Raw genomic sequence first — 21880 nt, 5'->3', positions numbered from 1 at the left:
TGGACGCGTTGTATCATGGGAGAAAATGCGGGCAGAGCAACAGGAGGTTTGAAGGAAAGGCTAAGTGGCTTACTTGGCGGAAAACGTCTTTTTAAACAGACGGATAGCGCTCCAGGCGCCGAAAGCGCGACGCGACCAGCGGATCATCTTGCTGGGATGGCGGATGCCGTACAGCGCCATGACGCTGGAACCGAGCACCAGATAGCGGCGCAGGCCAAACACCGTTTGCCAGCCGCGGTCGATGCGTTCGGTCTTTTCCAGCCACAGAGACTTGTGTTCGGCCAGATCCAGACGCTGTTGCTGGATCTGCCGAATCAGCCTCTCTTTTTTCCATTCCAGATAGCGGCGGCGGCTCATGGCTCTCGCTCCAGTTCGGCGCGATCGAGCTCCAGTTGCTTGCGCGTGGCGCCCAGCAGCGTGGTGCGACGGGCCTTGACCAGCGTCCAGATGGTGCCGACTACGGCGAGGAACAGCAGCACGCCGGTTGTCGCGCCCAGCGCCACCAGCCGATAGACCGGATCGATGGCCCAGAAGATCAGGATCAGCAGGCTCATCAAACCGAAGGCGGTGAACAGCAACGTCATGCCGGCCATGATCAGCAGCTGAATGAGGTTGGCTTTCTCCTCTTCCAGCTCGACTACCGCCAGCCGGACACGGGTTTCCACCATGCCGACCAGGATCGTGATGATGCGCTGACCGATATCCAGGACCCCTTTAGCGGGGCCCTGCGCGCGCACTTGCGGTTGTTCAGCCATGATTAACGACGCGCGAGCAGCACGCCCAACACCACGCCGACCGCCGCGCCGATACCGATGCCGGTCCACGGGTTGTCGCGCACATAGTCGTCGGCCTGGCCGGCGATCTGTTTGGTTTGCGAAGCCAGCTTGTCACCGGCGTCGCTCAGGCGAGCGCGAGTCTCTTTCAGCGCGCCTTCCGCCTTCGATCGCAGCTTCTCCAGCTCGGCTTTCGGCTTGTCGGTGGAGGAGTTCAGCACTTCCTCCAGCGTATCGGCTAAGGACTTCAGTTCAGCGCGTAAGTTTTCTGCATTTGAATCATGTGCCATGTGATTATTCCTTAACGTTTATTTCGACAGACTTTTAACATAGCGGATTTTTTCGCCGGAGCAAAGGGGTGATGACCAGCAGATAACACCAGACATCAATTCCATATGCTTAAGAAATCCCGTGTGATGGGGCTCTCATCGATAAATCCGCTGGTGTAAAAAAATTATTCCGCCTGGGCGCGTTTCAATTCAGCCTGCGCTTCGGCCAGCTTTTGCTGCTTCTTGGCGACCTTGTCCAGCTTGCCGGTTTGTTGCGCTTCTTTCAGCTCTTCCCGGCGTTCGTCCACCTTGCGCTGTTTCTCTGCGATATTTTTCTGGCGTTCGGCCTGCAGGCCGGCTTCGGTGCAGTGGGTCTGCACTTCGCTCAGCGCTTTTTTCAGCCCATCCACGCGGTGGGTGTTGCCGTGCTGAGTCGCGTAGTCGATTTGCTGCTGGATATTTTGCGCTTTGGCGGCGCAGCCGCCCTCAGCGGCCGAGGACAGCGTCGGCAGCGCGCAGAGTGGCAGCAGCAGTAACAGTGAGTGGCGAAATTTCATTTCTCAGTTCCTTTTCATGGGATGCCTGAACAGGCATCCGCTTTCCTGACTGCCGGAGGCGGCAGCGCGAGAGGAGGGCGTTCATTGCCGGCTGAAGTTATCCTTCAGCATAGCCATGAAACCGGCACGCCCCCCAAAGAATCAGCCGAAATTCGGCGCGACTGATTGTTTTTTGAGCTAAATGATGCGAATGAATATGAAGATAACGGCAATGAAAGGAATCCCCTTCATTTGAAGGGGATTATCCCAGATTGAGTGGGGAGCGCGCAAATTCGCGCACCCAGTGCGTTGGCACGGGAGATTCGCTCAGCGCGATGTGGTAACCGGGAGGCAGGATGGTTTGCAGCGCTTCGCGCGCCAGCAACTGCTGCTCCGGCGAATCCAGACGGATAACCAAGCCATCGCCTTCCGGCGTGATGCTTTTGATGCGGATACCGCGCTCATCCAGGCGCTGGTAGACATAAAAACCGTCGGGCAGCGACAGCCCTTGCTGGCTGGCGCGAATGCGCAGCTCGCTCTCGGTGCGCACCATGCAGGGCACCAACAGCGTCGCCAGCGCCAGCAGGGCGAGCGCGATCATCAGGACGTATTGCCAGCGCGGGCGCTTTGCTGTCACGCCCCTTTCCCCGGGTTCTGGCCGCTGGCGCGTTTCTTGCGCCACAGCACGATCAGCGAGCCGACCAGGCCGACCACCAGCAACACCAGCGGCAACATCATCAGGCAGAACATCAGCTGGTCTTCATACTTGCGGAATACCGGGGTTTTTCCGAGGGCGAAGCCCAGCGTCGTCAGGATCAAGACCCACAGCAGGCCGCTCATCCAGTTGAAGAACTGGAAGCGTGCGTTGCTCAGGCCGGACAGGCCGGCGATGGTTGGCAGCAGGGTGCGCACGAAGGCCAGGAAGCGGCCGACCAACAGGGCGGAAAGGCCGTGGCGGTGGAACAGGTTATGCGCACGCTGATGGTAGTGGGCCGGCAGATGCGAAAGCCAGCCTTGCACCGTTCGCGTATTGCCGAGCCATCGGCCCTGTATGTAACTGACCCAGCACCCCAGGCTGGCGGCGACGGTCAGGATAACGATGGTCAATGGGAAGCCCATGGTGCCTTTGGCGATCAGCACGCCGACCAGGATCAGCAGGCTGTCGCCCGGCAGAAAAGCGGCCGGCAGCAGACCGTTTTCCAAAAACAGGATCATGAACAGCAGGATGTAGAGGGTCCACACCAACGAAGGGTTCGCCAGCGTTTCAAAATCCTGCTGCCATAAGGCATGTATCAGTTCTTTAATGATGTCCATCCGGTGTTCCTAAAACGTCATTGTTTATTTTTATCTCAGCGGCGGAGCGGGCGTGGGCTGAAAGCGCGCGGCGATCCTGAATGCTGATAACGATGAAACGGCGTTGCTTTAAGGTTTCTAAGCGGTGCGACACCGGTCATAGGTGGTAAGTCAGCGTGCCACGGTACTGCATGTTGCTTTCTTTCCAGCCGGCCTGCCGACTTTGTTGCCTGGAGGCGTCCAGCATCCAGTCGACCTGGGCAAGCCGGTTGGGGGCCGGGGTGTCCTGGCGGGGGAAACGAATTCGGTAGCCCGGCTCTGCGGCCAGGGTATAGACCGGCGCCGGCAGGGAGGACGCGAGCAGCGAACCGGGGAAAGAGTACGCTCTGGGCAGCAGCAGCGGCAACTTGCCGGGCGCTTTGCGGCGCGCTTCGGCCGGCGCCCGATACACATGATCATAGGGGGAAAGCGCCGGCTCCGCCAGCAGCGGCAGGCTGCTCAGCGCGCTGGGGGTGGGCTTGGATGACGCCACGCATAGCTGTTGGCCGGAGACCGAACCGGTCCAGCAGAAAAGAGCAATCAGCATGGCAAACAACCAGCGCATTTATTCGCGTCCCGCCCCCGCAGCAATGGGTAAAAAAGTGGGCTAACTCTACCAAAATAGCACGATTGGCAACAGGGAAATCTACGTTGCCGACGGTGAAATAGTACACGGCAAACGGCGGTTCCGGCATCGATTCAGCGGATTTTACATTACCTGACATAAGCCGACGGTTTTTGACCGCCGTGGCTATTTCGGCTCGTGGCTCACGCCGTCCAGGTGCACCACCGGGTTCTCGGCGAACAGATAGCGGTCGGCGTTGTATTCGAAGTCGTCGCTGGTGGCGTTGAACAGCATCTGCTTGGTGTTCTCCAGGTGCTGCCACATCGCCAGTTTGGCGGCGTAAGGATCTTTGCGCATCAGCGCCTTGAGGATCTGATCGTGATCGTCGCACCAGCTGGCGATCGAGCGTTCGTCGATATGCTCGTGCAGTTTCTTCCAGTAAGGGTTGTTGACCCGCTGCACCCACATTTTTTCCACGATGGTGGCCATGGCGGTGTTCTGGGTGGCCAGCGCCACCTGCACGTGGAACTTCAGATCCCACTGCGAGTCGCGGAAACGGTCTTCTTTGCGGGCGTGCTCCTGGATCTCCATCAGTTGCACGATATCCTGCTTGGTCACTTGGGTGGCGGCGAATTCGGCGATGTTGCTTTCTATCAGCTGGCGCGCCTGCAGCAGCTCAAACGGGCCGGCGGTGGCGAACTCGATGCTGTCGCCCGGCACCACCAGGTGCTTTTGCTGGTTGGACACCACGTGGATCCCGGATCCCTTGCGCACGTCCACATAGCCTTCCACTTCCAGCATGATGATCGCCTCGCGCACCACGGTGCGGCTGACATTCATCTCTTCGGCGATGTATCGCTCGGCCGGCAGCTTGTCGCCTACCGGGTAACGGCCGCTTTCGATGCGTTGCTTCAGCTCGGCGGCCAGTTGCTGATACAGGCGTCTGGTTTCAGTGAATTCCATAGTGAATGCTCTATACGGTGCGGTGGGAAGGGGCGCGTGGCCATCGGATTTGTTATACCACTTATTCGGCACCGCTGCCAGAGGAGCAAGGGGCCCGGCGCAGCGGCCGGGCGGGGGATCAGCTGCGCGCCGGGGTGGGCTGCAGCGCGGCCGGCTGCGGTTCGGCGGCCGGGCGGTTTTGCAGCACCGTCCAGATGACGATGGCGCCGAGAATGTCGAAGACCGACAGCGCGGCGAACAGCGGGCTGAAGCCGAGGGTGTCTGCCAGGGCGCCGACCACCAGGGCGAACAGCGTGCTGGCGGTCCAGGCCGCCATACCGGTCAGCCCGTTGGCGGTCGCCACCTCATTGCGGCCGAACACGTCGGAAGAGAGGGTGATCAACGCGCCGGACAGCGCCTGATGGGCGAAGCCGCCGACGCACAGCAGCGCGATAGCCGCGTAAGGGCTGGTGAACAGGCCGATCATGCCGGGGCCGATCATCAACACCGCACCCATCGTCACCACCAGCTTGCGCGAGACGATCAGGTTGACCTTGAAATACTTCTGGAACAGCGGCGGCAGATAACCGCCGACGATGCAGCCGAGATCGGCGAACAGCATCGGCATCCAGGCGAACATGGCGATCTCTTTCAGGTTAAAGCCGTAGGCCTTGAACATGAACAGCGGGATCCAGGCGTTGAAGGTGCCCCATGCCGGCTCCGCCAGAAAGCGCGGCAGCGCGATGCCCCAGAACTGGCGGTTGCGCACGATCTGCCAGGCGGACATCTTTTTGGCGTTAGAGGTCTGGTGCTGCGCTTCCTGGCCTTCGAGGATGTAACGGCGTTCTTCCTGGCTCAGTTTCTTCTGATCTTTCGGGTGTTTGTAGAACAGCAGCCAGCAAATGGCCCAGATCAGGCTCAGCACGCCGGTGATGATGAACGCCATCTCCCAGCTGTGCGCGACGATGGCCCATACCACCAGCGGCGGGGCGATCATGCCGCCGATCGACGAGCCCACGTTGAAATAGCCGACGGCGATCGAACGCTCTTTGGCCGGAAACCATTCGCTGCTGGCCTTCAGCCCGGCGGGGATCATCGCCGCTTCCGCCATGCCGACCGCGCCGCGCGCCAACGCCAGCCCGCCCCAACTGTTGGCCAACGCGGTGCCCATGCAGAACAGCGCCCACAGAATGGCGAACATGGCGTAGCCGACCTTGGTGCCCAGCACGTCCAGCACGTAGCCCGCCACCGGTTGCATCACGGTGTAGCACGCGGAGTAGGCGGCGACGATATAGGAATACTGTTGGGTGGTGATGTGCAGCGTATCTTCCAGCGTCGGCGCCGCCACGGCGATGGCGTTGCGGGTCAGGTAACCCAGCACGGTGCCGATGGTCACCAGTCCGATCATGTACCAGCGTAACCCTTTAATTTTACGCATCCGAAGTGTCTCCCCGTTTGAAGGTGTGGCCGTCGATGCGGCTGGCGAGACAATAACCTGTCATACAGGTTTAAAAGTTGAGTGATATCACAAAAGGAATTATTCGCCTGAGCAATACTGTGGCCGGTGAAATAGGGCATTTTTGCCGGTAAATTGAGCGAAAAAGGGCGTGGAGAGAGGATGAACGGCAGACCTCGGGAAAAATTTGCTGGACGCTAGTGAAAATTGGTGTGATAACTTTTGTGATTCGAACCCCGTGCCGCACGGCAAGTAAGGAGCCCGAGATGGCGACGTTTTTGAGCGAAGATTTCCTGCTGGACAGCGAATTTGCCCGGCGCTTGTATCACGACTACGCGGCGCAGCAGCCGATTTTCGATTACCACTGCCATTTGCCGCCGCAGCAGATCGCGGAGAATACCCGCTTCAGCAACCTGTACGATATCTGGCTGCGGGGCGATCACTACAAATGGCGGGCGATGCGCACCAACGGCGTGGCGGAGCGGTTATGCACCGGCGATGCGGGCGATCGCGAGAAATTCGACGCCTGGGCCGCCACGGTGCCGCACACCATCGGCAACCCGCTCTATCACTGGACGCATCTGGAGCTGCGCCGCCCGTTCGGCATCACGGATATGCTGTTATCGCCGGCCACGGCGGATGAAATCTGGCAGCGCGGCAATGCGCTGCTGGCGCAGGATGCGTTTCGCGCGCGCGGCATCATGCAGCAAATGAACGTGAAAATGGTCGGCACCACCGACGATCCGATCGACGATCTGCGTCATCATCGGGCGATCGCCGACGATCGCAGTTTCGCTATCAAAGTGCTGCCGAGCTGGCGGCCGGACAAGGCTTTCACCATCGATGCGCCCGGCTTCAACGACTATCTGCAGCAGCTGGAGGCGGCGGCGGACACCGCCATCGGCCGCTTTAGCGCGCTGTGCGACGCCCTGTACAAGCGCATGGATCACTTTGCCGCCCACGGCTGCAAGGTGGCCGATCATGCGCTGGACGTGGTGGTGTTCGGCGAGGCCGATGAAGCGGCGCTGGATGCGATCCTGCTGCGCCGCCTGAACGGCGAGCTGCCGACGCCGGAACAGAGCGCCCAGTTCAAAAGCGCGGTGCTGCTGTTTTTGGCCGGCGAATACCGGCGTCGCGGCTGGGTGCAGCAGTATCACATCGGCGCGCTGCGCAATAACAACAGCCGCATGTTGGCCGCCGTCGGGCCGGATATCGGCTTCGACTCGATCAACGACCGGCCGCTGGCGGAACCGCTGTCGCGGCTGCTGGATGCTCAGGCGCGGCAGGGCGGTCTGCCGAAAACCATTCTCTATTGCCTCAATCCGCGCGATAACGAAGTGATCGGCACCATGATCGGCAATTTTCAGGGGGAAGGCACGCCGGGCAAGATGCAGTTCGGCTCCGGTTGGTGGTTCAACGATCAGAAGGACGGCATGCAGCGCCAAATGACGCAGCTGGCCCAGCTCGGGCTGCTGAGCCGCTTCGTCGGCATGCTGACCGACAGCCGCAGCTTCTTGTCTTATACGCGCCATGAATACTTCCGCCGCATCCTTTGCCAGATGATCGGCCGCTGGGTGGCGGACGGCGAAGCGCCGGCGGATATCGCGCTGCTGGGCGAGATGGTGAAAAACATCTGCTTCGACAACGCCAAAAACTATTTCGCCATTGAACTGGCGTAGCCGTTATCCGGGACCGGTTTATGCAAAGTACGATAAAGATTCACGAGCAGGATAACGTGGCGGTGGCGCTGCGCGATCTGGCTGCCGGAGAGCGCGTTGAGCTGGAAGGCGCGGTCGTCAAACTGGCGCAGCCGGTGGCGCGTGGGCATAAATTTGCGCTCGGCCCGATCGCCGAGGGTGAAGACATCATCAAATATGGCCAGCCGATCGGCCATGCGCTCGCGGCCATTGCGCCTGGGGAGCATATTCATTCGCAAAACGTCAAAACCAACCTGAGCGATCTGGACAGCTACCGTTACCAGCCGCAGTTCCCGACGCTGCCGCCGCAGGCGGCGGATCGCGAGGTGCAGCTGTACCGCCGGGCCAACGGCGAAGTGGGGATCCGCAACGAGCTGTGGATCGTGCCGACCGTCGGCTGCGTCAACGGTATCGCTCGCCAGATCCAGCAGCGCTTTTTGCAGCAAACACAGGCGGACGGGATCGACGGCGTGCATCTGTTCAGCCACCCGTTCGGCTGCTCGCAGCTGGGGCAGGATCATGCCAACACCCGCATCATGCTGCAGAACATGGCGCGCCATCCCAACGCCGGCGCGGTGCTGGTGATCGGGCTGGGTTGCGAGAACAATCAGGTGGATGCTTTTCGCGCCACGCTGGGGATAGGGGACGAGCGGCGGTTGCGCTTTATGGTGTGCCAACAGCAGGACGACGAAGTGGAGGCCGGGCTGGCGCTGTTGCACGAGCTGTATCGGGAGATGCGCCACGATCGCCGCGAGCCGGGCCGCCTGAGCGAGCTGAAGTTCGGCCTGGAATGCGGCGGTTCGGACGGGCTGTCGGGCATTACCGCCAACCCGCTGCTGGGGCGCTTTTCCGACTATGCGATCGCCAACGGCGGCACCACGGTGCTGACCGAAGTGCCGGAGATGTTCGGCGCCGAGCGCATTCTGATGAGCCGCTGCCGCGATGGAGAAACCTTCGACAAAACCGTCGACATGATCAACGATTTCAAACGCTATTTCATCGCCCATCAGCAGCCGATTTATGAGAATCCGTCGCCGGGCAACAAGGCCGGCGGCATCACCACGCTGGAGGAGAAGTCGCTTGGCTGCACCCAAAAGGCGGGGCTAAGCCAGGTGGTGGACGTGCTGAAATACGGCGAGCGGCTGCGCGTGCCGGGGCTGAATCTGCTCAGCGCGCCGGGCAACGACGCGGTGGCGACCAGCGCGCTGGCCGGCGCCGGCTGTCATATGGTGCTGTTCAGCACCGGGCGCGGCACGCCGTACGGCGGCTTTGTGCCGACGGTGAAGCTGGCGACCAACAGCGAGCTGGCGGCGAAGAAACCGCACTGGATCGATTTTGACGCCGGCAGCCTGATCCACGGCGTGGCGATGGAGACGTTGCTCAGCCGCTTCATCGATCTGATTGTCGAGATTGCCAACGGGCGTCCGGCGCGTAATGAAACCAACGACTTTCGCGAGCTGGCGATCTTTAAAAGCGGGGTGACGCTGTAAAGCTGACAAAAAAAGGCGCTCGAGGGAGCGCCTTTTTTATGAAGCAACGCGCGATTAACGCACCTTCAGCGGGTCTTCGTTCGCCAGCCGCTGGTCTTCCGCCTGGCAGGCGGCGGCGGTGAACAGCACGTCGGTGGAGGAGTTGAGGGCGGTTTCAGCCGAATCCTGCAGCACGCCGATGATAAAGCCGACCGCCACCACCTGCATCGCCACGTCATTCGGAATGCCGAACATGTTGCACGCCAGCGGGATCAGCAGCAGCGAGCCGCCGGCCACGCCGGAGGCGCCGCAGGCGCACAGGGCGGCCACCACGCTCAGCAGCAGGGCGGTCGGGACGTCCACCGCGATGCCCAGCGTGTTTACCGCCGCCAGCGTCAGCACGGTGATGGTGATCGCCGCGCCGGCCATGTTGATGGTGGCGCCCAGCGGGATGGAAACCGAGTAGGTGTCCTCATTCAGGTTCAGCTTTTTGCACAGCTCCATGTTCACCGGGATGTTGGCGGCGGAGCTGCGGGTGAAGAAGGCGGTCACGCCGCTCTCGCGCAGGCAGGCGAACACCAGCGGATACGGGTTGCGGCGGATCTTCCAGTACACGATCAGCGGGTTGAGCACCAGCGCTACCAGCAGCATACAGCCGATTAACACCATCAGCAGTTGCGCATAGCCCCACAGCGCGCCGAAGCCGGTTTCCGCCAGCGTGGAGGCCACCAGGCCGAAGATGCCGAGCGGCGCACAGCGGATCACCGCGCGCACCACCAGCGTGACCGCATGGGACATGTCGTTGATCAGCCCCTTGGTGGTTTCGGAAGCGTGGCGCAGCGCCAGCCCCAGCCCGACGGCCCACGCCAGAATGCCGATGTAGTTGGCGTTAATCAGCGCATGGAACGGGTTGGCCACCACGCTCATCAACAGGCCCTTCATCACGTCCACGATGCCGCCTGGCGGGGTGATGTCGGTTGCGCCGGTGGTCAGCGCCAGCGTGGAAGGGAAGATAAAGCTGACGACGACCGCCACCAGCGCCGCAGCGAAGGTGCCCAGCAGGTAGAGGAACAGGATGGGGCGAATGTTGGTTTTCTGCCCCTGTTTATGGTTGGCGATCGAGGCCATCACCAGTATCAGCACCAGCAGTGGCGCTACCGCCTTCAGCGCGCCGACGAACAGGGTGCCGAGCAGGCCGACGGCCGCCGCGGCCGCCGGAGAAACCAGCGCCACCAGAATGCCGGCCACCAGGCCGACCATGATTTGTTTAACCAGGCTGCCCTGAGTCATCCTTTGTAGTAGTTTTTGCATAGTGCTTCTCTTCCTGATGTTATCTGGCCGCCGCGGCGGGAACGACGCCGGGCAGCTTTATATGATTCTGTAACTAAGTGTGTTTGCCGAATCAGTATTCAGTAATCGAATGATGTTGGAAAGAGGCGAGGGTGAAATTCTGAGCGCGGATCAACACTTGATAACATACTGGTTACATTTGTGTGATCGTAATAACGTTTGGCGTTTTGGGGGAATTGCCAAACAATCGCGGGGCGACTAGCGCCCCGGATAACAGATTATGGTTGTTTCTTCGCCAGGCGATCGTTGCGGCGATTGACCCAGGCGTTGATCAGCAAGGTGAGTGTCAGGATGCCCGCCACCACGCCGAGCGAGATACCGATCGGGATGTGGAAGAAGTCGATTATCAGCATCTTGATACCGATAAACACCAGGATCACCGACAGGCCGTATTTCAGCATCGAGAAACGTTCCGCCACGTTGGCCAGCAGGAAGTACATGGCGCGCAGGCCCATGATGGCGAACAGGTTAGAGGTCAGCACGATGAACGGGTCAGTGGTCACGGCGAAGATCGCCGGGATGCTGTCCACCGCGAAAATCACGTCGCTCAGTTCCACCAGGATCAGCACCAGCACCAGCGGGGTGGCGAACAGGATGCCGTTGCGGCGCACGAAGAAACGCTCGCCTTCCAGGCTGTCGGTCATGCGCAGGCGGCTGCGCAGCCATTTCACCAGCGGCTTGTCGCCGATTGCCGAGTCGTCTTCCTTCGCCAGCGCCATCTTGATACCGGTGAACAGCAGGAAAGCGCCGAACAGATACAGCAGCCACTGGAACTGGCTGACCAGCCGACTGCCGGCGAAGATCATGATGGTACGCAGCACGATCGCCCCCAACACGCCGTAGATCAGCACCCGCCGCTGCAGGTTGGCCGGCACGGCGAAGTAGCTGAACAGCATCAGCCAGACGAACACGTTATCCACCGCCAGCGCTTTTTCGATCAGGTAGCCGGTCAGGAAGGCCAGCGCCTGGGTATCGGCGACGGCGCGCCCGGCGGTTTCATTCAGGTAGTACCAGAAACCGAAATTGAACAGCAGGGAGAGGCTGACCCACACCAGCGACCAACTGGCGGCCTGCTTCATAGTCATGGTGTGCGCGCCTTTACGGCCCTGCAACAGGAGATCGATTGCGAGCATCACGACTATGACGGCGGCGAAGCTGCCCCATAACCACGGTGTGCCAACGGAATTCATCATCAGAGGTATCCTTCAAAAACAAAAACGGCCAACGTCGGAAGACGCCAGCCGCTCTGTGAACGCTGCAAGCAAACCTCGCCTTCCGGCAAGGTCTCACTTACAACGTTGATGAAGGTGGTTACACCTTTGACATCAGGTTGCCCGGTAACCGGATGCTTGCGCATCGTAATGACGATTGACCGGCAATGAAGTTACTCCCCTTTGCAGAGCAGAAAGTAATGCAAAATGTGTCTGCGGTCAACGTGAATCGCGTTAGCCGGCCAACGCTTTTTGCGCGCCCAGGCTGACGACGAATCCCTGCAGCAGCAGGCGGCTGAACGGCGTGTCGCTAACCTGTTGTTGTTGCTGTTGATAGCGGGCCTGCTGCTCGGGGTGCAGCTCGCCGAGCCACTGCAGATACTGGCTCATCACCGCGCCGTTGAATTCCGGGTGGAACTGGGTGGTCAGGGCATGATCGCCATAGCGCAGGATCTGGTGCGCGTCCTGCTGCGAACGCGCCAGCGTCTGCGCGCCGGCGGGCGGCGTCAGCACGCTCTGCGAGTGGATCAGGTTGGCTTTGAAGCGCGGCGGCAGCAGGGTGAGCCGCCGGTCTTCGGCCGCGGCGGGCAGCAGTTCGATCTCCAGCGTGCCCACCTCCATGCCCTGCGGGTGGTAACCCACTTCGCCACCGAGCGCGTAGGCCAACAGCTGGTGGCCGTAGCAGACGCCGAATAGCGGCAGTTTGATCGCCATCGCCTGGCGCAGCCACTCGGCCGCCGCCTCGCTCCACGGCAGCTGTTCGGTCACCATCGCCGGCGAGCCGGTGATGACCACGCCGCAATAGGCGGCCGGCGGCAACGGCCGCTCGCCGGCGGGCAAGTGTACGATGTGCGCGCGTTCGGCGTCGATATTGCCCTGTTGCAGGAACATGCCATCAAAGTTGGCCAATTCCTGACGAATGGCCTGCGGCGCGTCGCCGGTTTGCATCACGAGCAGCGGTTTCATCTCATTCTCCGTCGGCGGGGAAGACGACGCCGGTCTGGCGGCGGATATCGGTCAGCAGGCGGGCGACGATCAGCGAATTCTCCAGCCCCGGATGTTCCACCTGACGTTTCTCAACCAACTCGGCGAAGGCCAGCGCTTCATACAGCATGGTGTTGATGTGCTGCGGCTGGCTCAGATCCTGGCGGTTGCCGCCGCGCGGCGTCAGCGCCACGCCCTGGCACTCGGAAATCTTGTCGATAATCAGCGTGCCTTCCTCTCCCTGGATCTCGCTGGGGATCGCCGAGTCGCTGACCTTGGAATGGGAAAGCGTGACGTCGAAATCGCCGTAGTTCAGGCAGACGGTGCCGTGGGCGTCCACGCCGGTCTCCAGCAGCGTGGCGCTGGCGAGCACCGACTGCGGCGCGCCGAACAGCGCCACCGCGCTGGCCAGGCAGTAGTACCCGATATCCATGATGGAGCCGTTGGAGAACTGCGGGTTAAACGTGTTGGGGTTCTCGCCGGCCAGGTAGCGCGGGTAGCGCGAAGAGTATTGGCAGTAGTTGATGAAGGCTTTGCGCAGCCGGCCGACTTTCGGCAATGCCTGCTGCAGCGCCAGAAAATTCGGCAGATAGGCGCTTTTGAACGCTTCGAACAGCACCACCTGATTTTCCCGCGCGCAGGCCGCCAGCTGTTCCGCTTCGCGCTGGTTGGAGGCCAGCGGTTTTTCGCAGATCACGTGCTTTTTATGGCGCAGGAACAGCAGCGATTGCGGGCAGTGCAGGGAATTGGGGCTGGCGATATACACCGCGTCTATGGCGTCGGACTGGGCCATCGCCTCGAGCGAGTCGAAAAACTGCGTGACCTGATAGTTGGCGCCAAACGCCTGCGCCTGTTCCAGCGAGCGTGAATACACGGCGCTCAGCTTGAGTTTGCCGCTTTCATGGGCGGCATCAATAAAACGTTCCGTAATCCAGTTGGTGCCGACGACGGCAAAGCGAATCATGGCGAGCTCCGGTCCAGGCTTAAAACCGCAGATTATCACGCCCTCATTCGCTATGCATACAGCTCGCCGAACAGCGAAAGGTGCGTCAGATACAGCCGGGTATCGAACTCCAACTGGTGGTAATCCGGTTCCATATGGCAACACAGGCTGTAGAACGCCTTGTTGTGATCTTTCTCTTTCAGGTGAGCCAGCTCATGCACCACGATCATGCGCAGGAACGGTTCGGGCGCGACCTTGAACACCGTCGCCACGCGGATTTCCGCCTTGGCCTTCAGCTTGCCGCCCTGCACGCGGGAGATGGCGGTGTGCAGGCCCAGCGCGTGCTTCATGACGTGGATCTTGCTGTCGTAGGCTACCTTGCTCAGCGGCTGGGCGTTGCGCAGATACTGGTTTTTCAGATCGACGGTAAACTGATACAGCGACTTGTCGGTGGTGCAGTCGTGCACCTGCGGATAGCGCTGCAGCAGCACGTCCCCCAGCCGGTTCTGGTGGATCAATTGCTGCACCTGGCTTTGCAGATGCGCCGGGTAGCCTTGCAGGTAGGCGAGTTCAATGTCATGCATGAGTGATATTGCGTCCCAGTATTTCTTTGATTGGCCGCAGCCGCACACGCTGCGCATCGGCCTGTCTGGCTTCCCAGCGATCGTGTGCCGCCTGCAGGTTTAGCCAAAAGTCGGCGGTCGTTTCGAACAGATCGGCAAACAGATTGGCCTCGGCAACGCTCATGCGTCGATGCCCGTTGCACAGGCGATTGACGGTGGCGCGGGTGACGCCCAATACCTTTGCCAGTTCTTCTTGGCCGATGCCTAACGGCGTTAAATATTCTTCCTGCAGCACTTCTCCCACCGTGGTGGGTTCGCGAGTCGTGGTTTCCAACATAGGTTCCCCCTCGTTCAGGTATCTTGGTGAGGATCGAGGTAAATTTTTTCGGCGGCATCATGCCGCCACTGGAACATCAGCCGCCAGTGCATATTGACGCGCAGACTCGACCATCCCTGAAATGGCCCGGATAGCCGCTTGTAATAGTTACCCTTGGGGTGATGCAAATCACGCTCTTGCTGCGCGGCGGCTAACATATCGAGCTTTCTGGCCAACTGCCGCTCGAGCGCGCCGGGGATAAGACGGCTGCGCCTGCCTTCCAGATAGAACTGCTCCAGATAGCGATCGCGGAAAGATTTAATCATGCTTTCCCCCTTCCATAGGGACTGGCAGTGTAACATTTAAAGTTACACCCCGTCAGGTTAAAAAAACATCGGCATGGGTGCTCGGGAGGGAAAGGTTAATGTTGTTGAAGGAGAAAAGGGGCGCAGGTTTTCAGATACGCGGCGCAATACGCAATTTATCCGAAAAAACATTTTACTGACGGGCGTTTTTAGGGGATAAACAGCCCAAATTTTATCAGTCAGGAGGGGCAATGAGCCAACTCGATCTGGGAACACAGCAACTTGAGCTGGAGCGTTATCCCCAACACGAAGAATCCACCCAGCTGCAGGCGTGGGAAGCGGCGGACGAATATCTGCTGCAACAGCTTGAAAACGTAGATATCGGTGGCCGCCCGGTGCTGATTTTCAACGATAACTTCGGCACCCTGGCCTGTGCGCTGCACGCGCATCGTCCTTACAGCGTCAGCGACTCGTACATGAGCCAGCTGGCGACGCGTCACAACCTCAAGCTCAACGGTCTGGATCCTGAGCAGGTCACGCTGTTGGACAGCCTGGCCGAGCTGCCGGCGGCGCCGGCGGTGGTGCTGATTCGCGTGCCGAAAGCGCTGGCGCTGCTGGAACAGCAGCTGCGCGCGCTGCGCCACGTCGTGACCGAAGACACGCTGATCGTCGCCGGCGCCAAAGCGCGCGACGTGCATACTTCGACGATGCAGCTGTTTGAAAAGGTGCTGGGCCCGACGCGCACCAGCCTGGCGTGGAAGAAGGCGCGCCTGATCTTCTGCCAGGCGGCGGACATTGTCCCGCCGGCGGCGGCGGAAACCACCAACTGGACGCTGGACGGCACCGATTGGCTGATCCACAACCACGCCAACGTCTTCTCGCGCGGCAGCCTGGATATCGGCGCGCGCCTGTTCCTGGAGCATCTGCCGCGCGGCCTGAACGGCCATATCGTCGATCTGGGCTGCGGCAACGGCGTGATTGGCCTGACGGCGCTGGCGCAGAATCCGGACGCGCAGGTGACTTTCGTCGATGAATCCTACATGGCGGTGGCCTCCAGCGAGCTGAACGTGGAGCACAACCTGCCGCAAGAGCTGGACCGCTGCCAGTTTGAGGTGAACAACGCGCTGGCGGGCATCGAGCGCGAAAGCGTGCAGGCGGTGCTGTGCAACCCGCCGTTCCACCAGCAACACGCCATTACCGATCACACCGCCTGGCAGATGTTCTGCGACGCCAAGCGCTGCCTGCAAGTGGGCGGCGAACTGCGCATCGTCGGCAACCGTCACCTCGACTACCATCAGAAGCTCAAACGTTTGTTCGGCAACTGCACGCTGGTGGCCTCGAACAAGAAGTTCGTGATCTTGAGAGCGGTGAAATCCGGCGCGCGTCGCTGAGCGTGAATAACCAGGGGCGCTGGGCGCCCCTCAGGCTGTAGACAAAGGGGGAAAAAGCGTGGTTTTTCCCCCTTTGTGGTTATCAGCCGAAAATCAATAAATTGATTTTCCTTGTTTTCTATTCGCTGCTCTCTGCCACCCCGGCATAGGGATGAGGTTTGTCATCAATATCAGGGGCGCGGTGCGCCCCTTTTTTACAGCGCCATCGCCAGCCGCGTGCCCTGATCGATCGCGCGGCGGGCGTCCAGCTCGGCGGCCACGTCGGCGCCGCCGATCAGATGCACGGTTTTCCCCATCGCCAGCAGCGGCTGCTGCAGTTCGCGGCGCGGTTCCTGCCCGGCGCAAATGACCACCGTGTCCACCGGCAGGCAGCTGTCTTGCTCGGCGCGGGTGATGTGCAGCCCTTCATCGTCGATCAGCCGATAGCTGACGCTATTGAGCATCTTCACGCCGCGCATCGCCAGGCTGGCGCGGTGGATCCAACCGGTGGTTTTCCCCAGGCCTTCGCCCACCTTGCTGGTTTTGCGCTGCAACAGGTAGATCTGCCGGGCGGTGCGTGGTGCCTGCGGGCCTTGCGCCGCCAGCCCGCCGCGCTGTTCAAGGCGGCCGTCGATGCCCCATTCGCGGTTGAATTCCGCCTGATCCAGGCTGCTGGAGACGCCGTGCTGGCTAAGGTACTCGGCGGTGTCGAAGCCGATGCCGCCGGCGCCGATGATCGCCACCCGCTGGCCGACCGGTTTTTTATCGCGCAGCACATCCAGATAGCTCAGCACCTTGGCGTGCCCGATGCCGGGAATATCCGGGGTGCGCGGCACGATGCCGCAGGCGAGGATCACCTCATCGAATTCGCTTAAATCCGCCGCCTCGACTTTGGCGCCCAGTTTGACCGTCACTTCACGCAGCGCCAGCTGACGGCGGAAGTAACGCAGGGTTTCATGGAATTCTTCCTTGCCGGGGATCTGCTTGGCGATGTTGAACTGGCCGCCGATCTGCTCGGCGGCGTCGAACAGCGTTACCAGATGACCACGGCTGGCGGCGGTGGTGGCAAACGCCAGCCCGGCGGGGCCGGCGCCGACCACCGCCAGTTTTTTCGGCTTTTCCGCCATCGTCAGCGGCATTTCGGTTTCACGGCAGGCGCGCGGGTTGACCAGACAGGAAGTCAGCTTGCCTTCAAAGATCTGGTCGAGGCAGGCCTGGTTGCAACCGATGCAGGTATTGATCTCGTCGGCGCGCCCCTCGGCGGCTTTCTGCACAAAGGCGGCGTCGGCGAGGAACGGACGCGCCATCGACACCATGTCGGCGCAGCCGTCCGCCAGCACCTGCTCGGCCACCGCCGGATCGTTGATGCGGTTGGTGGTGATCAGCGGGATGCTGACCTTGCCCATCAGCTTGCGGGTCACCCAGCTGAATCCGGCGCGCGGCACCATGGTGGCGATGGTCGGGATGCGCGCTTCGTGCCAGCCGATGCCGGTATTGATGATCGTGGCGCCCGCCTGTTCGACCGCCAGCGCCAGCTGCTCGATCTCCTGCCAGCTGGAGCCGTCTTCCACCAGATCGAGCATCGACAGCCGGTAGATCAGAATGAATTCCGGGCCCACCGCCTGGCGTACCGCCCTGACGGTTTCGACGGCGAAGCGCATGCGGTTGGTGAAGCTGCCGCCCCATTGGTCGTCGCGCTGATTGGTGCGCGTCGTCAAGAATTGGTTGATCAGATAACCCTCGGATCCCATCACCTCAACGCCGTCATAGCCGGCCTGCTGCGCCAGCGCCGCGCAGCGGGCGAAGTCGGCGATAGTCTGCTCGATCTCCGCTGCGCTGAGCGCGCTCGGCGTAAACGGGTTGATCGGCGCCTGCAGCGCGGAAGGGGCCACCAGCTTGGGTTGATAGCTGTAGCGGCCGGTGTGCAGGATCTGCAGCGCAATTTTGCCGCCCGCCCGGTGGACGGCTTCAGTCACCGGGCGGTGGTGAGGCAATTGCTCCTCGCTGTTGAGGATCGAACCGCCGCGAAACACCACGCCCTGTTCGTTCGGGGCAATGCCGCCGGTGACGATCAGCGCCACGCCGGCGGCGGCGCGCTCGGCATAGAACGCGGCCAGGCGCTGCGGGCCGTCGGGCAGCTCTTCCAGGCCGGTATGCATCGATCCCATCAGCACCCGGTTTTTCAGGGTGGTGAAGCCGAGATCCAGCGGCGCCAGCAGGTGAGGGTAATTGCTCATTGCACTCTCCATCGTTCATCCCCCGCCTCTTTCAACCTGCAGCGTTGTTGCCTGCGTTCGCTCGCCCCAGTCACTTACTTGAGTAAGCTCCTGGGAACGCCCGAACTTGCCGCCTAGCTGCAGGTTGAAAGCGATTGGGGATGAGCATCTGTTATTATTATGTGAACACAAGTGGTCGGATGAGATAAATCTAGCCGTTGTCGCGCCGCTTGGGAATTTGCGTTGCGCCGAATGTGATAGATGTCATGAATCTCAGACTCTGTTTGCATAACGAACAAAAGATCGGTTAGCCTTTACGCGTTGTAAATTCCTTCTCTCTGCGGAGCCATTACCGAAAATGAACACCCACACCTGTTGATATCGTGTCCCACGCTGTGCGCTCTCGCGCCCTGTGGGGATGTTTTGATCTCATTCAGGAGTGCTTATGGCTCATTCAGCGCAGTCCCCTTATTTCGTTTTACATCAACTGACCTGCCAATTTGCTGACGGCGAAACGCTGTTCGGCCCGCTGGATCTCGCTTTCGACCGGCAGCGCTGCGGCCTGGTAGGGCGCAACGGCGTCGGCAAAACCCAGCTGCTTCGCCTGATCGCCGGGCTGGATCAACCGGGCAACGGGCACGTCGAATCTCATGCCGCAGTAGCTTACGTTGCACAGCAACCGGAGATCGCCGCGGACACCACGCTGGCCCAGCTGTTGGGCTATGGCGAGGCGTTCGCCGCGCTGGCGCGTCTCGAGCAGGGGCGGCCGCTGGCGGACGATATCGATCGTCTGGAAGGGCGATGGGATCTCCACGATCGCCTGCAAAACGCCTTCGCCGCCGCCGGGCTGCCGGCCTTCGATCCGTTGCGATCCGCCGGTTCGCTGAGCGGTGGCGAGCGGATGCGCGCGGCGCTGTGCGGCGCCTTGCTCGGCGAGGCGGATTTTCTGCTGCTGGACGAACCGACCAACCACCTCGACAGCGTCGGGCGCGCCTGGCTGTATCAGCAGCTGGATCAGTGGCGGGGCGGGTTGCTGATCGCCAGCCATGACCGGCAGCTGCTGGCGCGCATGGAGCGCATCGTCGAATTGACGCCCGGCGCGCTGCGCAGCTACGGCGGCAACTATGATGACTACCGTCGCCAGCGCGATACGGAGCAGCAGGCGGCGCGCTCCGATCTGGAGCATGCGCGCGAGGAGCGCCGCCGTACCCGCGCCCGCCAACAGAAAGAGCACGACATGAGCCAGCGGCGCTCGGCGCAAACGCTGCGCGTCGTCGATACGCTGAATATCGCCTCTTTCGAGCGGGTGGCCTACAAGTCGGCGGCGAAAGAGAGCCTCGGCACGCTGCGCAAACAGCATCAGGATCGGCGCGACAGCCTCGATGCGGCGGTGCGCGAAGCCTACCAGCGGGTGGAAGAGGAACAGCCGGTGTTGCTGGCGCTGCCGGGCAGCGAAGTGAACGCGAACAAGCAGGTGCTGGTGCTCGAGCGGCTGCAGCTGCCGTTCGTCAGCGCGCCGCCGCTCGATCTGCGTATCGACGGCCCGATGCGCGTGGCGTTGACCGGCCCCAACGGCTGCGGTAAATCCACCTTGCTGAAGACTATTCTCGGCCGGCTGGCGGCGCTTTCCGGCCATTGTCATTGTCCGCTGTCGACCGCCTACCTCGATCAAACCCTGTCGCAGCTCGACCCGGGCCTGTCGGTGATGGAGCATCTGGGGCTACAGGATTCGCCGTTGGCGGAAGGCGCGCTGCGCACCCGGCTGGCGCAGTTGCAGCTTGGCGCGGATCGCATCGCGTTGCCGCTGGGCTCGCTGAGCGGCGGTGAACGGCTCAAGGCGGCGTTGGCCTGCGCGCTGTGGCGGCGACAACCGGCGCAGCTGCTGTTGCTCGACGAGCCGACCAACCACCTGGATCTGGCGTCGTCGTTGGCGATTGAAACCGCGCTGGCGGATTTCCCCGGCGCGATGCTGGTGGTGTCGCACGACGAAGACTTCCTGCAGGCGCTGCGGCCGACGCACCGCCTGCACCGACAGGCGGACGGCTGGTGGCTTCAGGCCTGGTGAGGCAGGTGGGCGGCGCTCTGACTTAGTGCGGGGCGTTGATGCAGGCCAGCAGTTGGGTGAAGGCGGCGGCCATCTGCTCTTCCGGCACGCAGGCAAAACCCATCAGCAGGCCGCGCCGCCGATTGGGCAGCATGTAGTAGCGCGACAGCGGCCGCACCAGCACCCCTTGCGCGCCGGCGGCGGCGGCGATCGCCACGTCGTCGGCCTCGTCCGGCAGGTTGAGGATCAGGTGCAATCCGGCGTTGCTGTTGAACTCGCTGAGCGCCTGTTTGCCGAGGTGCCGTTCGATCAAGCCGGTCAGGAAGGCGCGCCGCCGGGCGTACAGCAGCCGCATGCGGCGGATATGCGCGGTGTAGTGCCCCGCCTGGATGAACTCCGCCAGCGCGCTCTGGATCAGCAGGTGCCCGCCGCGGTACAGCTCGGCGTGGGCGGTTTTCAGCGCCTGCACCAGTGGCGGCGGCAACACCACATAGCCGAGGCGCAGCGCCGGGTAGAGTGTTTTGCTGAAGGTGCCGATGTAAATCACCGGCGCGTCGGCTTCCAGCCCCTGCAGCGCCGGGATCGGTTGGCCGGAAAAGCGGAATTCGCTGTCGTAGTCGTCCTCGACGATCCAAGCGCCGGCGTTGCGCGCCAGCGCCAGCAGCCGTTGGCGGCGCGCCAGGCTCATCACCGAGCCGAGCGGATACTGGTGCGACGGGGTGACGAAGATCAGCCGCGGCGGGTTGGTCGGCTGCTCCGGCGGCACCAGCCCGGCTTCGTCCACCGCCAGCGGGCAGATGTTCAGCGCATTGATGCGCAGAATATTGCGGATCCCCCAATAGCCCGGCTCTTCGATCCAGGCGTCATCCCCCGGATTGCACAACATGCGCGTCACCAGATCGATCGCCTGATGGATGCCCTCGGTGATCAGGATCTGTTCCGGCGAACAGCGCACCGAGCGCGCCACCCGTAAATACTCCACCAACGCATGCTGCAGCTCCGGGCTGCCGCCCTGATTGCTGTAGGTCAGCCGCTGCGGCGTCGGGCGGCGGCTGAGGCGCGCCTGGATCTTGCTGAACAACTGATGGGGAAAGGCGTTGACGTCAGGGACGCCGGGAATGAACGCCCCCCACTGTTTGGGGCTGGCGCTGGCGTGGTGCAGCAGCGTGGCGCCGCGCGCCGACAGTTCGACGCGTCGCGGTTGCCCGCTGCCGTCCGCCGGGGCGCCGCCGGTGGAGAGGCAGCTGTCCGGCACCGTGTCGGCGACGAAGGTGCCGCTGCCGGCGCGCGCCGACACGTAGCCTTCCGCCAGCAGTTGTTCATAAACGGTTAACACGGTGTTGCGGGACAGGCTGAGCTCCTGCGCCAGATCGCGTGAGGCGGGCAGGCGGCTGGAGGGCGGCAGGCTGCCGTCGAGAATGCTGGTGCGGATCGCGTTGTAAAGCCGCTTGTGCAGCTTGTCATCGGGCTGTTCGCCGAGGCGCTGCAGCAACAGATCACCACTCAATGAGCGCAATTGGATCCCTCAATTATTCGTAA

The 21880-nt window shown here is 61.8% G+C and carries 22 protein-coding genes; 4 read left to right on the top strand and 18 right to left on the bottom strand.

Annotated elements, in window-relative coordinates; genetic code table 11:
• Positions 1-69: 69 nt before the first annotated feature.
• The 9 genes from ACORQT_RS21420 to ACORQT_RS21380 all read right to left on the bottom strand — a co-directional run bounded on the left by ACORQT_RS21420 (position 70) and on the right by ACORQT_RS21380 (position 5855).
• Positions 70-357: a YqjK-like family protein gene (locus tag ACORQT_RS21420; protein ID WP_004937121.1), complete on the bottom strand. Its 288-nt coding sequence runs from the start codon at positions 355-357 to the stop codon at positions 70-72.
• Complete coding sequence (locus ACORQT_RS21415; RefSeq protein ID WP_015379160.1) at positions 354-755, bottom strand: phage holin family protein; 402 nt, start codon at positions 753-755, stop codon at positions 354-356. Before ACORQT_RS21415 ends, ACORQT_RS21420 begins: the two co-directional genes overlap by 4 nt.
• Before the next feature lie 2 nt (positions 756-757).
• Positions 758-1063, bottom strand: coding sequence for a DUF883 family protein (locus ACORQT_RS21410; RefSeq protein ID WP_004937125.1), 306 nt, complete (start codon positions 1061-1063; stop codon positions 758-760).
• Positions 1064-1227: 164 nt separating this feature from the next.
• On the bottom strand, positions 1228-1599 hold the full coding sequence (locus tag ACORQT_RS21405; protein ID WP_033644521.1) for a DUF1090 domain-containing protein: 372 nt from the start codon (positions 1597-1599) through the stop codon (positions 1228-1230).
• Between the two features lie 241 nt (positions 1600-1840).
• Positions 1841-2179, bottom strand: a complete 339-nt coding sequence (gene mzrA / locus ACORQT_RS21400; RefSeq protein WP_033644522.1) for an EnvZ/OmpR regulon moderator MzrA — start codon at positions 2177-2179, stop codon at positions 1841-1843.
• Between the two features lie 32 nt (positions 2180-2211).
• On the bottom strand, positions 2212-2892 hold the full coding sequence (locus ACORQT_RS21395) for a DedA family protein (protein WP_033644523.1): 681 nt from the start codon (positions 2890-2892) through the stop codon (positions 2212-2214).
• Positions 2893-3028: 136 nt separating this feature from the next.
• Positions 3029-3475, bottom strand: coding sequence for a hypothetical protein (locus ACORQT_RS21390; protein ID WP_033644524.1), 447 nt, complete (start codon positions 3473-3475; stop codon positions 3029-3031).
• Positions 3476-3661: 186 nt separating this feature from the next.
• A complete protein-coding gene (exuR, locus tag ACORQT_RS21385; protein WP_033636102.1) occupies positions 3662-4438 on the bottom strand; it encodes a transcriptional regulator ExuR in 777 nt (258 codons plus the stop codon).
• Positions 4439-4556: 118 nt separating this feature from the next.
• Positions 4557-5855, bottom strand: a complete 1299-nt coding sequence (locus ACORQT_RS21380) for an MFS transporter (RefSeq protein WP_025304349.1) — start codon at positions 5853-5855, stop codon at positions 4557-4559.
• 284 nt (positions 5856-6139) lie between these two features.
• Between ACORQT_RS21380 and uxaC the strand changes: the two genes are divergently transcribed.
• Positions 6140-7552: a glucuronate isomerase gene (uxaC, locus tag ACORQT_RS21375; RefSeq protein ID WP_047026549.1), complete on the top strand. Its 1413-nt coding sequence runs from the start codon at positions 6140-6142 to the stop codon at positions 7550-7552.
• Between the two features lie 20 nt (positions 7553-7572).
• The gene (locus tag ACORQT_RS21370; protein ID WP_103101392.1) at positions 7573-9060 is read left to right on the top strand and encodes a UxaA family hydrolase; all 1488 of its coding nucleotides are present in this window, start codon (positions 7573-7575) and stop codon (positions 9058-9060) included.
• 54 nt (positions 9061-9114) lie between these two features.
• On the opposite strand, the gene sstT is transcribed toward ACORQT_RS21370, so the two are convergent.
• The 7 genes from sstT to ACORQT_RS21335 form a co-directional block, all read right to left on the bottom strand.
• The gene (gene sstT, locus ACORQT_RS21365) at positions 9115-10350 is read right to left on the bottom strand and encodes a serine/threonine transporter SstT (RefSeq protein ID WP_028128305.1); all 1236 of its coding nucleotides are present in this window, start codon (positions 10348-10350) and stop codon (positions 9115-9117) included.
• A 257-nt stretch (positions 10351-10607) separates the two neighbouring features.
• Complete coding sequence (locus ACORQT_RS21360) at positions 10608-11579, bottom strand: TerC family protein (RefSeq protein ID WP_444859436.1); 972 nt, start codon at positions 11577-11579, stop codon at positions 10608-10610.
• Between the two features lie 255 nt (positions 11580-11834).
• A complete protein-coding gene (locus ACORQT_RS21355) occupies positions 11835-12566 on the bottom strand; it encodes a glutamine amidotransferase (RefSeq protein WP_033644531.1) in 732 nt (243 codons plus the stop codon).
• A gap of 1 nt (position 12567) precedes the next feature.
• Entirely contained in the window at positions 12568-13548 is a 981-nt protein-coding gene (locus tag ACORQT_RS21350; RefSeq protein ID WP_072626939.1) for a Gfo/Idh/MocA family protein, read from the bottom strand.
• 50 nt (positions 13549-13598) lie between these two features.
• Entirely contained in the window at positions 13599-14111 is a 513-nt protein-coding gene (locus ACORQT_RS21345) for a M48 metallopeptidase family protein (RefSeq protein WP_042785417.1), read from the bottom strand.
• Positions 14104-14427: a HigA family addiction module antitoxin gene (locus ACORQT_RS21340; protein ID WP_015379150.1), complete on the bottom strand. Its 324-nt coding sequence runs from the start codon at positions 14425-14427 to the stop codon at positions 14104-14106. Before ACORQT_RS21340 ends, ACORQT_RS21345 begins: the two co-directional genes overlap by 8 nt.
• Before the next feature lie 14 nt (positions 14428-14441).
• Complete coding sequence (locus ACORQT_RS21335) at positions 14442-14732, bottom strand: type II toxin-antitoxin system RelE/ParE family toxin (protein WP_042785415.1); 291 nt, start codon at positions 14730-14732, stop codon at positions 14442-14444.
• A gap of 230 nt (positions 14733-14962) precedes the next feature.
• On the opposite strand from ACORQT_RS21335, the gene rlmG reads away from it, so the two are divergent.
• Positions 14963-16102 carry a 23S rRNA (guanine(1835)-N(2))-methyltransferase RlmG gene (rlmG, locus tag ACORQT_RS21330; protein ID WP_042785414.1) on the top strand — a complete coding sequence of 380 codons (1140 nt, stop codon included), beginning with the start codon at positions 14963-14965 and terminating at the stop codon, positions 16100-16102.
• A gap of 194 nt (positions 16103-16296) precedes the next feature.
• Here rlmG and ACORQT_RS21325 read toward each other — a convergent pair whose 3' ends face one another.
• Entirely contained in the window at positions 16297-18318 is a 2022-nt protein-coding gene (locus tag ACORQT_RS21325) for an oxidoreductase (RefSeq protein ID WP_164057055.1), read from the bottom strand.
• 424 nt (positions 18319-18742) lie between these two features.
• Between ACORQT_RS21325 and ACORQT_RS21320 the strand changes: the two genes are divergently transcribed.
• Positions 18743-20362: an ABC-F family ATP-binding cassette domain-containing protein gene (locus ACORQT_RS21320; RefSeq protein ID WP_042785412.1), complete on the top strand. Its 1620-nt coding sequence runs from the start codon at positions 18743-18745 to the stop codon at positions 20360-20362.
• Between the two features lie 22 nt (positions 20363-20384).
• Here the strand turns inward: ACORQT_RS21320 and pdxR are convergent, their stop codons facing one another.
• On the bottom strand, positions 20385-21857 hold the full coding sequence (pdxR, locus tag ACORQT_RS21315) for a MocR-like pyridoxine biosynthesis transcription factor PdxR (protein WP_042785411.1): 1473 nt from the start codon (positions 21855-21857) through the stop codon (positions 20385-20387).
• Between the last annotated feature and the right edge of the window lie 23 nt (positions 21858-21880).

It is taken from the genome of Serratia sp. (in: enterobacteria), from assembly GCF_052400455.1.
Lineage (GTDB): Bacteria > Pseudomonadota > Gammaproteobacteria > Enterobacterales > Enterobacteriaceae > Serratia > Serratia ureilytica.
Note: the sequence above shows the minus strand (reverse complement) of the source record. Positions and strands in the feature narration are given on the sequence as shown.

What these genes read in the sequence shown, in the direction of transcription:
- ACORQT_RS21420 (WP_004937121.1), bottom strand. Translation starts at nt 357, where the DNA reads ATGAGCCGCCGCCGCTATCTGGAATGGAAAAAAGAGAGGCTGATTCGG.
- ACORQT_RS21415 (WP_015379160.1), bottom strand. Translation starts at nt 755, where the DNA reads ATGGCTGAACAACCGCAAGTGCGCGCGCAGGGCCCCGCTAAAGGGGTC.
- ACORQT_RS21410 (WP_004937125.1), bottom strand. Translation starts at nt 1,063, where the DNA reads ATGGCACATGATTCAAATGCAGAAAACTTACGCGCTGAACTGAAGTCC.
- ACORQT_RS21405 (WP_033644521.1), bottom strand. Translation starts at nt 1,599, where the DNA reads ATGAAATTTCGCCACTCACTGTTACTGCTGCTGCCACTCTGCGCGCTG.
- mzrA (WP_033644522.1), bottom strand. Translation starts at nt 2,179, where the DNA reads ATGATCGCGCTCGCCCTGCTGGCGCTGGCGACGCTGTTGGTGCCCTGC.
- ACORQT_RS21395 (WP_033644523.1), bottom strand. Translation starts at nt 2,892, where the DNA reads ATGGACATCATTAAAGAACTGATACATGCCTTATGGCAGCAGGATTTT.
- ACORQT_RS21390 (WP_033644524.1), bottom strand. Translation starts at nt 3,475, where the DNA reads ATGCGCTGGTTGTTTGCCATGCTGATTGCTCTTTTCTGCTGGACCGGT.
- exuR (WP_033636102.1), bottom strand. Translation starts at nt 4,438, where the DNA reads ATGGAATTCACTGAAACCAGACGCCTGTATCAGCAACTGGCCGCCGAG.
- ACORQT_RS21380 (WP_025304349.1), bottom strand. Translation starts at nt 5,855, where the DNA reads ATGCGTAAAATTAAAGGGTTACGCTGGTACATGATCGGACTGGTGACC.
- uxaC (WP_047026549.1), top strand. Translation starts at nt 6,140, where the DNA reads ATGGCGACGTTTTTGAGCGAAGATTTCCTGCTGGACAGCGAATTTGCC.
- ACORQT_RS21370 (WP_103101392.1), top strand. Translation starts at nt 7,573, where the DNA reads ATGCAAAGTACGATAAAGATTCACGAGCAGGATAACGTGGCGGTGGCG.
- sstT (WP_028128305.1), bottom strand. Translation starts at nt 10,350, where the DNA reads ATGCAAAAACTACTACAAAGGATGACTCAGGGCAGCCTGGTTAAACAA.
- ACORQT_RS21360 (WP_444859436.1), bottom strand. Translation starts at nt 11,579, where the DNA reads ATGAATTCCGTTGGCACACCGTGGTTATGGGGCAGCTTCGCCGCCGTC.
- ACORQT_RS21355 (WP_033644531.1), bottom strand. Translation starts at nt 12,566, where the DNA reads ATGAAACCGCTGCTCGTGATGCAAACCGGCGACGCGCCGCAGGCCATT.
- ACORQT_RS21350 (WP_072626939.1), bottom strand. Translation starts at nt 13,548, where the DNA reads ATGATTCGCTTTGCCGTCGTCGGCACCAACTGGATTACGGAACGTTTT.
- ACORQT_RS21345 (WP_042785417.1), bottom strand. Translation starts at nt 14,111, where the DNA reads ATGCATGACATTGAACTCGCCTACCTGCAAGGCTACCCGGCGCATCTG.
- ACORQT_RS21340 (WP_015379150.1), bottom strand. Translation starts at nt 14,427, where the DNA reads ATGTTGGAAACCACGACTCGCGAACCCACCACGGTGGGAGAAGTGCTG.
- ACORQT_RS21335 (WP_042785415.1), bottom strand. Translation starts at nt 14,732, where the DNA reads ATGATTAAATCTTTCCGCGATCGCTATCTGGAGCAGTTCTATCTGGAA.
- rlmG (WP_042785414.1), top strand. Translation starts at nt 14,963, where the DNA reads ATGAGCCAACTCGATCTGGGAACACAGCAACTTGAGCTGGAGCGTTAT.
- ACORQT_RS21325 (WP_164057055.1), bottom strand. Translation starts at nt 18,318, where the DNA reads ATGAGCAATTACCCTCACCTGCTGGCGCCGCTGGATCTCGGCTTCACC.
- ACORQT_RS21320 (WP_042785412.1), top strand. Translation starts at nt 18,743, where the DNA reads ATGGCTCATTCAGCGCAGTCCCCTTATTTCGTTTTACATCAACTGACC.